General features: G+C 38.5%; 10 protein-coding genes. All 10 read right to left on the bottom strand.

The features are described 5' to 3' along the window. Positions 1 to 4 precede the first annotated feature (4 nt). Positions 5 to 1828, bottom strand: coding sequence for an FAD-dependent oxidoreductase (locus tag NQ564_RS15805; RefSeq protein WP_129650230.1), 1824 nt, complete (start codon positions 1826 to 1828; stop codon positions 5 to 7). 70 nt (positions 1829 to 1898) lie between these two features. Beyond that, complete coding sequence (locus tag NQ564_RS15800) at positions 1899 to 3584, bottom strand: RagB/SusD family nutrient uptake outer membrane protein (protein WP_008146824.1); 1686 nt, start codon at positions 3582 to 3584, stop codon at positions 1899 to 1901. 18 nt (positions 3585 to 3602) lie between these two features. Beyond that, on the bottom strand, positions 3603 to 6854 hold the full coding sequence (locus tag NQ564_RS15795) for a TonB-dependent receptor (protein ID WP_008146823.1): 3252 nt from the start codon (positions 6852 to 6854) through the stop codon (positions 3603 to 3605). Between the two features lie 183 nt (positions 6855 to 7037). Then, the gene (locus NQ564_RS15790; protein WP_008146821.1) at positions 7038 to 8087 is read right to left on the bottom strand and encodes a FecR family protein; all 1050 of its coding nucleotides are present in this window, start codon (positions 8085 to 8087) and stop codon (positions 7038 to 7040) included. 56 nt (positions 8088 to 8143) lie between these two features. Continuing rightward, positions 8144 to 8626: an RNA polymerase sigma-70 factor gene (locus tag NQ564_RS15785; RefSeq protein ID WP_008156029.1), complete on the bottom strand. Its 483-nt coding sequence runs from the start codon at positions 8624 to 8626 to the stop codon at positions 8144 to 8146. A gap of 280 nt (positions 8627 to 8906) precedes the next feature. Further along, positions 8907 to 9050: a hypothetical protein gene (locus tag NQ564_RS15780; protein WP_008146818.1), complete on the bottom strand. Its 144-nt coding sequence runs from the start codon at positions 9048 to 9050 to the stop codon at positions 8907 to 8909. 456 nt (positions 9051 to 9506) lie between these two features. Beyond that, a complete protein-coding gene (locus tag NQ564_RS15775) occupies positions 9507 to 10529 on the bottom strand; it encodes an MBL fold metallo-hydrolase (protein ID WP_227963171.1) in 1023 nt (340 codons plus the stop codon). Between the two features lie 89 nt (positions 10530 to 10618). After that, positions 10619 to 11752: a metallophosphoesterase family protein gene (locus NQ564_RS15770; RefSeq protein ID WP_008146812.1), complete on the bottom strand. Its 1134-nt coding sequence runs from the start codon at positions 11750 to 11752 to the stop codon at positions 10619 to 10621. An 87-nt stretch (positions 11753 to 11839) separates the two neighbouring features. Next, complete coding sequence (locus tag NQ564_RS15765) at positions 11840 to 13732, bottom strand: RagB/SusD family nutrient uptake outer membrane protein (RefSeq protein WP_008146811.1); 1893 nt, start codon at positions 13730 to 13732, stop codon at positions 11840 to 11842. A 31-nt stretch (positions 13733 to 13763) separates the two neighbouring features. After that, positions 13764 to 17180, bottom strand: a complete 3417-nt coding sequence (locus NQ564_RS15760; protein WP_008146808.1) for a TonB-dependent receptor — start codon at positions 17178 to 17180, stop codon at positions 13764 to 13766. Between the last annotated feature and the right edge of the window lie 47 nt (positions 17181 to 17227).

The following is a 17227-nucleotide window of genomic DNA, read 5'->3' as shown; positions in this document are numbered from 1 at the left end:
TATCCTATTTCAATGAGTCCAACAATTCATTCAAATGCTTGGTATATACCTCACGTGGCAAACAATTGTATTTTTTACAAAGCGCTGCTGCTACCGCAACGACTTCCCCCATCATACCGGTCGTATTCTGTACACGGGTAGAAGACAATGCTATATGTGAAACACTTATATTTCTTCCAGCCATAAACAAATTGTCTACATTCACCGAATATAGACAGCGATAAGGAATACGATAAGGAGGTGGAACCTGATCGTCGCGCAGATAACGTCGGGGAGTTCCCAAATCATTAAAATAGTGTTTCATTGTTGAAATAAATTCCTCTCCCGGGAAAAAGAATGTATTTTTAGGAGTCGGAAAATGCTGATCTATCGAATAAGTTCCTATTACAACAGCGTCATCATACTTTACATACTCCTTCTCTATATCTTGTTGTACAAAAAATACATCTCCCACCAGACGGCGTGATTCCCGCTTTCCGGCAATGTAAGTCATCATATCCAGTTCTCGGTTTGCATATTCTTTCCTAAACTTACTATCGTTTTTCAGGAAAGCCCAGTTCCCATAGATAGCACGAAACAGATAATCCCGGATATATTCTGCATCATTTACCTGATCATAACGGAAACCGCTTTCCCACCAGTTACTACCAGAAATAACTTTTTCACAAGATTCATCATTAAACTGTATCGCCCATTCGCATCTCGGAAATGATACTTCAGCCGGCATCACTTTACTTTTCCATGAAATTGTCGCACCCAATACCATATTATCCGGCCTGTCAGGAGCCAATGTTTCTCTTGTTTCCTGCCTCATCTCGCGCCCCACACGATATTCAGCACCCGCCAGATAACCTAAATTTCCATCACCGGAACAATCGACAAATAATGAAGAAAAGAACTCTATCTCTTTTCCATTCTCAATATGTTTAGCGGTCACAGACTTTATCTGCTTGCCTTCTTTGGAAACTGCAAACACATGCATATTTGGAAAATAGGACAACGTTTTCTCTGTTTGTATCATTTCAATAACCTGATCTTCCTTACTATATACATTCCGTATTTCTCTAATTACATTTCCTAAAGCAGTATACGGCTTTACATTCATCTCCCCGCTGGCAACCACTCTTATCTCGGTACTGTTGTTTCCTCCCGGAACGGGACGGTTATTAATCAACGCAACTTTCAAACCTTCCCGCGCTCCCTTGATCGCTGCACTCAATCCAGCTGTACCGGCTCCAACTACGACGAGATCATAATGCCCTCCATCTTCCGGTTTAGCCGGGATATTCAACAGCTGTTTTCTGAATGCCGACAAATCTTCTTTCCGGTTAGGGATAACGACATTTTTGTCCTTTGTAAAAAGGATCGCATCACATCGTCCCTCAAATCCGGTTAAGTCTTTCAATGTAACAGAATTACTCTTATTTTTTATCTCAACACTTCCGGCATATTCCCAATCCCATTGTGTCCCCATTCCCAATTCATTATCCAGAACTGCTCCGTTTACAGCAATTTTAAATCTACCTGGGGCCTCTTTCACCTTCCAGGGAGAACACCAATTCCAGGTACGAGCATATACATGCCAAGTCCCTTTTTTCGGAATCATTACTTCCGTTGAAGCATCTTGCACCGGCTTTCCTATGCCGTGAGCCAACAGGAAAGGAGATCCCATCTGATCCATAAACTGCTGGTCCAATACCCATCCACCTTTTTCATTAAAACTCTCTGCTTCAACCAGTACAAAATCCTTTTTCTGTGCAAGAAGCGAAAAAGAAATAAAAGCCTGGCATATAAGCATCATATAAACAACTCGAAATACTTTTTGCATACCTATTATTATTAATCGTGTTATAAACTATGAGGAAGCAGGAAGACTCCCGTTTCCTCATTTGTATTATTTACTCGGCTGCACCGGGGTAGCCGGGATTTTGCAACAATTTTGCACCCGTATTCGCATCAATTGCTGTTTGAGGAATTGGCCATAATTCATGATAAGGTTCCATATTGTCCTTAACCCTGAAATTATATTTCATCGTTCTTTCATATAATTTATTCAATCGAACCAAAGTCTTTCTACGCGGCTCCTCAACAACTAATTCGCGTATACGTTCGTCCAGAATATAATCTAATGAAATTTGACCTGGTTGAACGGGGTTAGCTTGTGCTCTTCCTCTGACAACATTAATATCATTTGCAGCATTTGCCAAATCTCCTTTATGGAAATAGGCTTCCGCCCTTAACAAATAAGTTTCAGAAAGGCGCATTATGTATCGATCATTAGGTGTCCTTCCAGCCATAGCCCCCCAAGGCATTTCCCCTTCTATCTTACGGAAGTAAGGATAACAAACTCTAAATGTATCGACCGATTTATCCGTTATTGTTCCATCAGATAAAGTAATATACATTTTACCATCATCCTTCTTTGTTAGAACTAATTTTTCCCCATTATACTTAGAATCAGGATTATTCATATAGAACTCTTTCTTAAAGTTATACGGAGAGTAACGTATATCGTTCGGATCATCCCATATTTCATAATTAGTATGATTTAAAGGACGAATAATCCCCTGCATACGTCCTACTGTGTCACAAACCAAAATCTTTTTACCATCAGGATAAGTTACATCTTCTATTTTAGGTCCCCAAAGACGAAGTTGCGCATTGTTAGCTTCTTCAGCTCCCGGAGTTAAGTATTCGAACTGTACGACCCATATCCCCTCTTTGTTGCCAGAAGCTCTATTTTGTTGGTTAGTCCAAAACAAGTCAGAATAATAATCTCCCGGACGACTTGTATCACCAAAACGGGATTTCACGAGTGCGTATTCTCCACAACTACCATCGATAACAGCAGTCGCGGCAGCTATCGATTTATCATAAAATAACTGATCTCCTGTTTCTTGCCCTAAGCTAATGTATACTTCTGATAACAGATGGTTTGCCGCAGCTCGAAAAATACGTCCATCTTGTGAAGCATCAGATGTAACAATCGGTAAATATTGGGCTGCAAATTCCAAGTCCTTCTGGATAAACTCAAGAACTTCTTTTCGTGAAGCACGGGTGTAATCAAAACGAGGACTCAGTTCTTCTTTATCAACAATAGGTACACCTCCAAAAAGATTCACTAAAATATTGTATGTATAAGCTCGGAAAAACTTAGCCTCTGCCACAATTGTGTTTTTTTCGTCCTCTGTCCAAGAGACATTTGGATTTTCCGCTCTGGTAATAATAAGATTAGCATCTTTCAACATTTTCTGATAAGCCCAATTCCAATAGAATTTGGGGGTTGCATGCTCTGGTAAAATCAGGCTATAATCATTAAAAAAACGACCATCTGTAACACCACTGCATGCCACATCTGTCCCAGTATTCATGACATCTTCATTATTCGACTGAAAAAGTCCGCTGCGAGCAAAATTATGCAAGGAATAAATGACTGTCTCAAACCCTTTTTTAGAAGTCAATAAGTTTTCCGGACTAAATTTATCCATCGGCTTCTCTTCCAGGTAGCTATCACTACATGACATCTGCGTTCCCAATAATAAAATAAGCGAAGAGAACAAAACTATGTATTTTGATTTTTTCATTTCTACTACGTTTTTAAATTATAAACTGATCTGAAGTCCCAAAACCCAAGATTTTATCAATGGACCATTCTGGGAAGCTCTTCCTCCTGAAGCATGTTCCGGATCCCATCCATGCCAACCAGTCCAAGTTGCAAGATTCTTTCCACTAACATAAACTTTTACATTATTCAATGTTAACTTTTGAATTAGAGATTTTGGAAGACTGTATGCCAAAGAAACATCCTGTAATCTCAAATAAGTCAACTTTTCATAAAATCCATAACCACGCGGATTAGAGTAACCAACACTGGGGCGATCATTTAAAGGATTTTCCGGAGTCCAATAAGGTAAATCCAACTGATTACAACGATTATAATATTCAGTTCCCGGATTTATCCAATTATTGGCTGCATATCCACCACATCTCAAATCCAATAAAAAGGATAACGTAAAATCTCTATATCTGAACATGTTATTCATACTCATTGTAAATTTCGGACGATTATTATGCAAAACCATACGATCTTCCGGACCAATCGAACCATTGCCACTAATATCCTTAAACTTTATATCGCCCGGTTTAGCAGATTTGTCAATAGAAAAATCATCCCCTTCCTGCCATATCCCATCAAAAACATAATTATAGTTTGATCCCATAGAATATCCGATAAAACGACTTTTCCCTATATCGTCATCTTCTTTTCCGTCACCATCCAAATCTTCCCCTGAGAGATGAAGAATCTTATTTGCGTTAGCTGAAAAATTCAATGAAGTACTCCATGAGAAATCTTTCGTATTAATGTTTTCGGAGTTTAAAGTCACTTCAATTCCTCGATTTTGAGTTTCTCCAATATTAGTCAGATACTTATCATAGCCCGTCATGCTTGGTATACTAACTTCTAACAAAAGATCGGTAGTTTTTGTACTGTACAAATCAATATTACCACTTAAACGATTATTAAACAAAGTAAAATCCAAACCTAAATTATAAGACTGCGAGGTTTCCCATCCTAACAAAGGATTCGCCATAGAAGTAGGATAAAGTCCAACTGAAGTGTTTCCCCCATCACCAAATACATATCTGGCCAAATCCATCGTACTTAATGATTCGTAACTACTAATACCACGATTACCATTCTGGCCCCATGATAAACGTAATTTCAAAAAATCTAACCAGGAAATATTTTTCATAAACTGTTCCTGGGAAAGAGCCCAACCTAAACCAACAGAAGGGAAAGTTCCATATTTACGATCGCTACCAAAAGCAGAATAGCCATCTCGTCTAACAGTCAGGTTTACCATATATTTATCAGCAAAACGATAACCGACACGCGCCATACTTGACACAGCAGCGGATTTTCCGGCTGTCGTACTTACCGTATGATTTTCACCTATACCCAATCCATTAAATCCCAAAGCATCATTAAATATATTATTACTACTTAATTTTGATTTATTTGCACTACTATATTCGTAACCATACATCAACGTTACATCCACATTATGCTTCTCTGCAAACGTATTCGTATATTTGACAATATTCTCAAAAATAAGATCATGAGTAAATTGATGTTCTTTCGAACCACTTCCTAACCAAGAAGAACCATCTCGATTGTAAGCGGGAGTATAATTATTTATATCTTTGAAACGAAGATTATTAGATAAATTCATTTGGTATGTCAGCCCTTTCAATGGTAATTTAATAATCATAAAATTATTATTAAAGATACCATATGATATTTCTTTATTATCTTTCATTTCTACATTCCATAATGGATTTGAAACCATACCATCTCCATATGGCAGTTTACGCAATGTACCATCATCATACCGAATAGACGAATATGGACTTAACCTTGCAGCATCTCCCCAGTTAGCTTCAGCTCCCGAATAGTCTTTTGTTGCAAAGCTTGAATTTGTTCCAATTTCAAGCCAATCCGTAACATGAAGATCAAAATTAGCTCTCACTGATAATCTTTTAAATTGGTCCCCAACTAAAGGTGATTTCTGAGATGTAAAAGAACCTGAAAGATAATAGGTCATTTTTTCTCCTTTTCCAGAAATACTCAATTCATGTTCAGTCATCGGAGCATCCTGCTTAATCACATCCCAAGGATTAATGGTCCGGCCAGCTGCTATATTTTCTTCTTCAATCGTCTGAAAAGGCAACTCTTGGTTCATATAAACCTCGGCATCTTTACGCAATTGCTGATATTGTTCACCACTCATAAGCTTCGGCATATTGGCAAAATCAGAAAAACCGACATAACCATTATAATTCAGTTGAGGTTTCGAGGTTTTACCTCTTTTAGTCGTGATCATAATAACGCCATTAGCACCACGAGAGCCATAAATAGCTGTAGAACTGGCATCTTTCAATACATCAATAGTTTCAATATCGTTAGTATTGATATCAGACAAGCGCCCTCCTGAAAAAGGAACACCATCCAATACTATTAATGGATCATTACTTGCCGTAATAGATGTTGTTCCTCTGACCTGTATAGTTCCATCAGCCCCTGCCATCCCCGTATCGATAACACGAACACCTGCTACACTTCCTCTCAAAGCCTGTACAGGGTTAACATTAGGAATAGTCTCTTTTTCCGTAACATTTACACGAGTTAATGCTCCTGTTACATCCTTTTTACGCGCGGAACCGTAGCCGATTACGACAACTTCTTCCAATGCTTTTGTATCTTCTGCTAACTTGATATTATATGAACTTTTTGATGTTACAGAAATGGTCTGTGTATCATAACCAATATAAGAGACTATTAATACAGATTTATCCGCTACATCCAAAGAGAAACGTCCGTCAATATCTGTAATGGTTCCATTGGTAGTTCCTTTTTCCACAATATTAGCTCCGATAATTGGCTCCCCGTTTTCATCCGTAATTATCCCTGTAATCTTGCGAAGAGCTTGGGAAGTTGTTGTAGCCTTCGTTATAATAATATGTTTACCTGTAATCTTGTAAGTCAGATTATTGTTTTTTGTAATTTCACTAAGTATTTCTGAAACCAGCTTATCCTTAACCTTCAAATTGATTCGCTGATTATTGTCAATTTCCTCACTTTTATAGAAAAACATAAATTCAGACTGCTTTTCTATTTGTGAAACAACATCATAAAATGTCCCGTTTTCCACTGCAACAGAAATACGATGCTCCTGAGCGTATGTTACTGCAGACACCTGAAGAATACCCGCCAAAATAAGTATTGCCGTGATTTTCATAATACGTGTAATTTTTAGTGACAGTAATCGACTGTCATCTCGTTCTTTTTTCATACATTTGGATGTTTTTATTATTAAATTGTCTCGTTCGCAGCGTTTTCCAGACAAGAGCGAAAGAGAACGGTTAACTAATTAAAAATGAATTTTGAATCGGGAAATGTCGCAATCATTTTCCGATTCTGTTTTTAAATAACTGAAACTTTATGCATAGGCTATCAGATTTAATGATTTGACAAATTATTTACTTGTTATGAATATATCCTTTTTCACTCGTTTAAAAGTGAATTGCTTTTCATAATCAATAATTCGGAACACATCCAAGATATCCTGATCCAACGAAAATGTACCCGTATATCTGATTTTTTCTAAACGTTTATCATCCAGATGTATATTCACATTGTAATAATTTTCCAAACGTTTTACGATAGAGGCCAATGGTTCATCCTTAAACTTATATTCTCCATTAATCCAGGCATTTGACAACGATGCATTGACTTCTTGTAAAGAGACTGATCCTGTCGAATTATCAGACAATGCTTTCTGATCAGGTTTTAAATACATACGGCTCATAGATTCTCCTCTTTCGTTGAATGCTTCCAACAAAATCCGGCCTGTCAAAAGTGTCACTTCGCTATACGATTCATGACCATAAGCCTGAACATTAAAAATTGTCCCCAATACTGTTATTTCTTGCTTTTTCAATTTAACGACGAAGGGTTTCTCTGAGTTTTTGGATACTTCAAAATAAGCTTCTCCATCCAAATAAACCTGGCGTTTTTCCCCATCAAAACTGGTAGGATAGCGAAAAGTAGTGGCTGCATTCAAAATAACCTTACTTCCATCCGAGAGAAGCACTGTATTGGCGCGTCCACCTTTTTGGACATGTATTTCATTATATACTAAGTCCTTTTCTGCTAAGTCAGACCGATGTATCTTTCTTTGGAACTCATGAATTCCCCAACCAGCACCAATTGCAAAGATTATAATGGCTGCATATTTTACACATGAAAACCATAAATCACATGTTCGTGATTTGCCAAGGGAAGGGTTCTTCTCTTGGTGTTTTTCTATGCGTGCAAGCATTCGTTGCCAACTTGCCTCATTTACCTCTTCCTTTGAGAAGAAGGAACGTCGACTGGAATCTGATATGCTTTTCAGCCCAAAGAAATAAGATTTATGTTCCGCATCTTCTTCCAGCCAGGACTCTAAATAATGAAGCTCTTCTTCATTTATATCCTGTTGCAAAAAACGGATTATTAATTCTTCTATGTTATATTTTTCAGACATTCCGATGTTCGTTTATATTATACACGATTATCTCTTCAGATCTACTTACGCAATTCTCAAAAATTTGAAAGAAAAATCAAACAGCTAAGCAAAATACCCCGTAAAATCTTCAATGCTTTATAAAGTTGTGCCTCCACCGTACGAGTGGAAATATTAAGCAGTACAGCTATTTCCGAAGTTTTTCGTTCTTCCAGATAGGACATTGTAAAGATTTCACGACACTTATCCGGCAACTTATCCATCTCTTTATAGATAAGCTCCAGGCGCTCGTCTTCCGCAAACAAGGATTGCGGATCGTCATTGTAATATATCTCTTCTATTTTTAATTTGGTAGTGACGGCATTAATATAATCACCTTTTACCTCCTGATGCTTCAGATAATCTAAACAGGCATGTTGAACGGAGCGATACAAATAAGTTTTAATCCCTTCTTTCAGGAACAAAAAAGTCCTCTTTTGCCAGACTTTAAGAAACACATCCTGCACCAGATCCTCTGCAGTAATAGCATTTACATACTTTCCTGCATAAAAAATCAGCATCGGAGCATTTGATTTATATAACTCCTTGAACTGAATCAACTCTCGATCATCCTCCTTCGGTCTATCCATAACACATGCTAACAAAGAAACGTTTCTACAAGTATAGACGATTTATTCGGGAAAACTACTTACGGAAAAGTTATATTTTTACTTATAGGAGGCTTTTTAACGATTGAAAGAAAAAGTTCATTTCGTGTGCTGAACGAATAAATACCTTTCAATTGGCATCTTATCTCCCTCCCCTTATTGTAATTAATGATTTATTTAACATTAGGATAACTCAACGATAGAATAAATTCAGACATCGCTTTTTCTTGGGAAAAGCGAGTTTTTCTCCATCTATTTGCCGTTTATCACCACAAAGACGGTCGCCACCGCCATGATAAAAGACTTCATCGCCATAAAAACGGTTGTCGTTACCCATGAACCAGGCAGTTCACAACTACAAAGACGGTCGTCGTGGTAAATTCCTGCGCACCTCACGGCGAAAAGACGAAAAAAATTTTTTCCACAAATGGCCTATGTCTCGACCTTGCCTGCAAATATTCGATTCTCCGGCAGTTAAGGTTTACCACATTGTTGCGTTTTTTCAGTTCTGGCTGACAAAACGGAGCCAATATTCGGACAATATGCCAACTTCATAACGTTCGCAATCAGCCTTAAGTACCGAAATCAGAGCACAAAGCAAGATGAAAACAAACTGAAACTTCAAGTAAAATAGAAAAAGGACACAAAAAGAGGTTATTGTAATTTATCATATGGCAAATTGCACCTGACTAACGAAAACATGCCAACTTTTAAATAAAAACAGAACCCAAATAGCACCTTATCCGGATTCCTGCATATTCAGAAATCCGGATAATAGTTAATAAAAATCAAGCTATCGTTTATACCAATAGGTCTCTCCCCACGTCATTAAGCAACTGGGCCTTTTAACGTCCTCCAATTTAATAAATGAAGTCCAATAGGACTCACGATGATCAATCGCATGTCCTAATTCATTTTCATGCCCTGTAATCACGAATTTTGGATCGAATCCTTCAATTGTATCGGACAAACGATTCGCCCAACAATTGATCAACAAAACATCCAATGCAGGAATTTTTGTTTTCACATCAAATAACCACGTCAAGTCCTCTTCATTATACTGATCACCTGTATGTGCGAAAGTAAAGCCTTCAGGAGTCGTCACTACATGGATATTGTTAATCAGTTCACTTTGATGCCCTGGTAATATTTTTACATCCAGTTTGCCCCCCTTTGTTTTAAATTCCCTATCGATAATCTGCTCTGAACGAATGTGGGTCACCAATTCATTTCCTACCAAACTATTGTTCGGAGCAATCACCTGTTTTCCCATATCTGTAAACATCTTTACGACAACCGGATCTATATGGTCCGGATGATTATGAGAAAGGAACATAATGTCGCACTGAGCAACAATAGCTTGCATCGTTTTATCCGAAATCAAAGAAGAAGATTCCTTCATCGCTCCCCCACGATACAAGTCAAAAGCAACAGCGATACTTTTTGTCTTTACGATAAATCCGTCATTATAAAGTTTATACACTTTCATACCCTCTTCCAAAGGTTTCTGCATATTTTCCAAAAGTCCACCCAAACGAGATTCCATAAACTGAGAAAGCGTTCCACTACCATCCAAACGCGTATCATGGAATATGCCATCCAATAATTGCAATGCTGCTTTACGAGCCAATGCCGGATTACCAGAAGAAGGAGGATTCTCTTTTAAGAGAGCGTCTACCAGATGGAACGTTTTTTCAGTTTGATTAATCAGGTACACTTCCTGCTTACCCCAAAAAGGTACCGTTTTTTCCTGTGCTTGTAACAACATATACAATGGCAAAACAAACAATGACAATAAAAATACACTCTTTCTCATTTGAATAATTATTTAATTTTCGCTCGTAAAATTTCATCCTACTTTCGCGTCACATTCAATAAAGCCATATCCGGATGAGTACACGTTTATCACCTTAGCACGAAATGTTTACTAATCTTCTTTGAATTACCAGCATAGAAATCGATAGTCACATGCCGGTCAGAAACATTCATTTTATAAGAGCCTGCCGAAATCGAACGGATGTAGGTTTTCAGACCTGGTTTATATTCATTCAACAGTCCACTGTCGTCCTCATATTTGGATCCATCCTCTTTTTTCTTGTATTTAGCCATTTCGTGAATATTACCATAACCCTGCGGCTGATCCGACGTACAAGAATAGGTTCCTAATTCCGGTTTAGACCAGACACTATTGACCGTCATTTGTGTAATACGGCCACCATCCCCATGCCAATCAGCCAGTTCAGTCGTATGAATATGCCCACAGATACACAAGACGTTCCGCTGGGCAAATACTTTACGAAAATGTCTACGCGCAGCAGTCTCTTCAGCCGACTTCCCTCCGTGGAAGAACCATCGGCAACTTCCTCCGTCATAGGGCAGAACCGGACCGTGAGTCAATACGAATGTATGTCGAGCTCCTTCACACTCTTTTAGCATCTGATCAATGAGTGTATCATCCGGATCATTAAAATCCAATACAATATATGCATCATCGCCGATCGTGAAAAAAAAGTTCGTATGCGTAATGGGTTTTCCTAATTCCTCAGACATCCGTTCCGGCATATAAGTATGATAAGCCTCTTTTGCGTTCGTTCCACGGATATCATGATTACCCGTTACAGTCACAAAAGGCAAACCATGAAGTTCTGACTTAAAGCGGTTCATCACGTCATCTAACATTTTTTTGTGAACCTCCGGATTACCGCAATCTCCTTGAATCAAGTCGCCCAATTGAAATACCATTTTGGTGTCAGTGCCAATCAGTTGGGCAGCCCGTTTAAGTAACAAAGGGCAACGCTCTCGCCACATTTCCCCATTACGGGCAAATTCAGCACGCTGTACCCGATTCAACCATTCTACCGGTTCATTATAGTCTGCATGATACACACTGGCCGGTTCCGTATCAAAGTGTGTATCACCTAACAATACGATTGAATATTTTTTCTCCAGGTTCGATTCAGATAAATAGGACAATCGGCTTCCAAATACTAAACCTGCAAGCGATGTTGCACTAGTCGTTAAAAATGCTCTTCGTTTCATGATATAGATATTTTATATGATGTAAATAATAAGAGATATAAACCTTTCATTTTATACCTCTTATTTTCGCTATTCACATTTTACAGATTAATCCTGCCAACCCGGATTCTGCGTAAGATTTGAATTCATCTCTCTTTCCTTTGCTGGGATCGGCCAAATCTTTATCTGTTCACCAACGCTAAGATGCTTGTAAGTAGTCTCGCCCCAAATCTGCATCAAACCATTCGTATTAAGTTCTCCTACCTGTCCGGAAGAATGATCCTTAAACTTCCTGTCGTACCATGTACCCCAACGAAGTTCGTTAAAGAACATAGAGTCTTCACCTCCAAGTTCAACATAAAATTCTTTACGAATGCGTTGCCGCATATTCTCTTGTCCACTCACAACAGTCGCAGGATAAGCCTGATCATTAAGAAGAACATGTCCAACACGCTGTCTTACTTTATTTACAAAAGCAACAGCCTCACTCGTCCTGCCTAACTCATTTAAACATTCAGCCCGCCTAAGAAGAATTTCAGCATAACGGCAAAGTATAATATCTTCGGAATATACCCAACGAGTCGTACATTCATCATTCTCTGTTACATATTTCCTCCAAAGATAATAAAATTTAGAATTTGTGTCTGTACGGATATCATAAGGTTCTCCAGCATCCAGAATGTACGGCCAGCGGAGGGTCCAGGTATGATTTCCTACACCTGCCTGATTCCCGTCGTAAGTCGAGTAAGGAGTTATAATCGATTGCATCAGGCGCGGATCACGATCTTCATATGCCTGACGTATTCTCGCCTCATTCCCTTGATCCAAATATTTGCTCATATCGGCACCATAAGAAACCATATTATTATAAAGAGCCTGATAATTAGAAGTCGCTTCAGTTGTTCCCCATTCTCCTTTACCGGATTGAAGTCCGTCACGCAGAAAGAAAGCAACCCTTTCCTGGGGAGTCATTGAATGCCATCCGGGACAATATTTTTCCCAATCAAATTCGGAGCCGTCCGCACACTCATACATTTCCACAAAAGCAGGATTCGGGAGATAATTGTTCCAAGCAGAACCACCCGTACAACGATTACCATAATTGATTCCTCTCGGGTTTCCCATCCCACTTGTCTCAACACACTGTACTGAAAAAATCATCTCATCGCACTGTTCATTAGCCGGTTTAAAGAGCTGAAAGAAATCTCTGTTTCCTTTTACGCCGTTACTCGGACTGTAAAGTGAATATCCAAGTCCTTCAATTGCTTCAAAGTCTGCAAGAGCTTTAGCATAATCTCCCATAAACTGATAAGCATAACCTCTGAAAGCATAAGCAGCACCTTTTGTTATACGTCCATAACTACTATTACCTTGAGCATATTTACCGGGAAGATTAGGCTCATTAATACAATCCGTAAGATCTGAAAGAACTTGCTTCCATACTTCAGCTTCCGATGAACGCGCTTTGGTTGCTTCCGAACTCTCCACATTTTCCGTATAGATAGGAACACCTCTCCACAAAACATTCAAATGATAATACGCCCAAGCACGCAGAAATTTACATTCGGCTTTCAGTCGCGCTTTCTCGCCGTCCTCCATTTCCGGGACATTATCAATGTTGTTGATAACATCATTAGCCCTATACACAATCGTATAATAATATTTATAATGATTACCGACATTTCCATTCGAAGGCGTACAAGAACCAGAAATCACAAAACAATTATTTTTCCAGTTCATATCGATATCCATTACGGATGACCAGGCATCGAACGGGATACCAATAGAAGGACTATCGTAATTTTTAGAGAATTTCTCATACAGTTCATTATATACACCCATCACAGCCGCACGGGCAAGAATAGGGCTGGTCCACACATTTGAACTCGAAAAACTATAACTTGGAGATGTATCAAGAAGATCGCCGGCACATCCTCCTAAACCAAACAACATACCCCATAAAGTTCCGATGATAGCTATTTTTCTGAATAAATTTTTCATATTTTCAATATATTAGCTGTTTCCAAAATAATTAGAATGTTAAATTAATACCAAATGCATACTGACGCATAGTAGAATATCCCATGCTAACACGCATTTCAGGATCCATACCGGAAAAGCCAGTAATCGCAAAAAGATTCTCTCCGGAAGCATAAACACGAAGTCTTTCAACATAGAACTTTTTAGAAATACTTTTAGGCATTGTATATCCTAAAGTCAAATTTCTAAGTTTAATGAAATTCCCTTTCTCCAAATGAAGCGAAGAACTTGCCGAACTCTGAGCTCCCGATACATTAACTAAACGGGGTTGTTTTGAAGACAGATTGGTTCTCGGATCCGATGGATTTTCAGGATCATAGAAATAATGGTCATTCGCTACCGCATCCGGAATTGCATAACCATAAGTCGTTTCACTTGAATTCCTTGCCTTACCATAGTAATAAATACTAAATCCAGCAGATCCACCCCAAGTCATAGAAAGATCGAAATCTTTCCAATTTGCACTGGCCTGGATACCAAAATTATATTTAGGAGTTGTTGAAGTTCCCTGAAATTCAGAATCATATGAATTACCATAAACTCCATCCCCATTCGCATCTGCATAAATATACTCGCCATACCAAAGTGCATTTTTAGCAATATTATTATAAGGTTGGAAAGTATAACCTGCCGCTTGCATGGCTTGAAGCCATTGCATATCGTTTTCCGTACGGATCATGCCATCTTTAGGACCACCATTTATATTGACTGTACCGTCCGCATTGAAATATGAGCCGTTACCGTTATAAACGTTAGGAAGGTAAAACTCATTAATCTGACGTCCTTCGATAACTCTCGTAGTACTACCAGTAGAAACATCTCCTATATTAGTAGAATATTCCGTATGTTCCTTATTCCATCCTTTTTCCAATTTACCTTTATATTTGCTGACAAAATTTTTATTAAAAGAGAACTGACCTTTAATGCTATAGCTGAAATCCTTGCCGATATTATCCCTCCATCCGAGCTCCAATTCAATACCCCTATTCGTAACTTCCGCAATATTCGCTTTCGGAGCAGTCGCATTTCCCATTACCATATACATATCAGGAGTGTACAGAATTCCGGTAGTCAACTTATTATAAACATCCATATTACCATTCAATTTATTATCAAAGAAACCAAAATCAAGACCGACATTGGTAACAGCTGTCTCTTCCCAAGTAAGAGCGGCATTGGCAATAGAAGTGATGGCAATACCACTTGTCAGAGCTTGACCGGTAGAATAATTTGCTGCCGAATATACAGACTGCCAATCATAATTACCGATTGCATTGTTACCCAACTTACCCCAAGAAGCACGAAGCTTTAAGTTTGTCAGCCACTGTACCGGTTTAAGCCACGACTCCTCATTCATACGCCAACCAGCCGAAAAAGAAGGGAAAGCTCCCCAACGATAATCAGGAGAAAATCTCGACGAGCCATCATAGCGTAAGTTAAACTCAAGCAAATATCTGCTCTTATAAGCATAATTCGCACGTCCGAACACCGAACGGGCAGCATATTCAGTCCCATAACCAGCCGTCGAATAAGGTGTTGTAGCGGCATTAAGGTCATTTACAGCGGCATCTGTAAGTCCCAGCTTACTCACATTCGTCTCCCTGTAATCATACGTTTCTTCCTCATAACCAACCATTGCCGACACATCATGAATGCCAAAAGACTGGTTATAATTAAGTAAATGATTCAACTTCGTACGATTCGTCCTTGTATAATACATACGAGTATAAAGAGTTGACGGGTCATTGGCTCCTGTTGAATAAGCTCCCTTAGAAAAACTGAACTTTCCAATGGAAGCGTCCGATACTTTTCGCTCCCGGCGAAGATCCTGATAATAAAAATCAAAGTTATATGTAAAATATTTCAGAAACTTGACTTGAGCATACCACTCCGTGTAAAGCTGTGAATATTTGTCAAACCCATTCAATACATTATCCCAAAGTCCGTTATGCGACTGCGGATCTTCTTCAGGTCCTTCCGGTGCACCATATTTTCCATCATAATACGGATATATACAAGGAACCATCTTTTCCGTGTTCATAGAATTGATATGGCTACTCCCATTATAACTGGTAACACTGACTTCTTGATCGGTAACATTTCCCGATGTACGAGTTCCAACCCGCAACCAGTCGGTAATATCAGAATACAAGTTCACACGTCCCATATAGCGATTATATCCCGTATTCTTCATGATACCCGGATTATCTATATAGGAAAAGCTCATTGAATAACCTGTTTTCTTCTCCTTGCCATTGAGTGAAATCGTGTGCTTATGCATCCATTGCTTCGTATAAATCTCATCCCACCAGTCAGTATTGGGATAGGCGACATAGTTCGGATAACCCGAAGCAGAAATTCCGTTAGGATCAGCTTTAGCGGCTTCCCAAAGATCAATAGAACTCTGAGAAAACATATCGGAGTTTCCCAAGTTATTAGATGATTCATTCATCAATTTCATATACAGAACATAATCCGAAATTGTATGAACAATTTTGAAAGGTTCATTATATGAGACTGTACCATCATACGTCACACTAATTTTACCATCCGTGCCGTTTTTGGTCGTGATAAGGATAACACCGTTAGCACCACGGTTTCCATATATAGCACAAGAAGCTGCATCTTTAAGGATAGAGACATTGGCTATATCAGAAGGATTAACCATACTAATGCTTTGTTCCATTCCATCAACAAGAATAAGAGGGCTGGAAGAATTCAATGTTCCGACACCGCGAATGTTATAAGAAAAACTCTCTGCATTAGGTTGCCCAGAACTTTGCATGATTTGAAGACCTGGTGAAGCACTACTAAGAGCTTGAGAGGCATCGGTTACAGGCCTCGATGACATTTCTTCAAAATTAACAGTGGAAACCGAACCGGTCAAGTTTACTTTCTTTTGGGTACTATAACCAACGACAACTACCTCTTCCAATGCTTGCGTATCCTCCGATAATGTAATATCGACAACAGAACGATCTTTAACTTGAATTTCAATTCTATTATATCCTATATAAGAAGCTACCAACACAGAATTTCCAGATACAGATAAAGCGAAATTTCCATCAACATCGGTAATAGTTCCATTAGTAGGATTTCCTTTTTCAATGATATTGACGCCCGGTATCGGTTCTCCGTTTTTATCCGTTACCACACCTTTTATATTTTTCTTTGTTTGTAAAGTAACTTGCCTTTCGTTTCCTTTATATAAAGCAATATGCTTATCGTTTATCACATAATGGATATTTTCTTTTGCAAATAGCTCATTCAAGACTTCGGGAATTGTCTTATCTTTAAAGTTGACAGTAACCTTACGAGTTACTTTTACCTGTTCTAAATTATAAGTGAAATAGAAACCACTTTTTTGTTCAATAGTAGCGAGAACTTCCTGTATGGTCGTATTTTCCATATTCAATGATAATTTCACCGACTGTGAATAGCTTAAATTAGCAAAAG

It is taken from the genome of Parabacteroides johnsonii DSM 18315 (genome assembly GCF_025151045.1).
GTDB lineage: Bacteria > Bacteroidota > Bacteroidia > Bacteroidales > Tannerellaceae > Parabacteroides > Parabacteroides johnsonii.
This window is presented reverse-complemented; position numbering and strand designations above follow the sequence as displayed.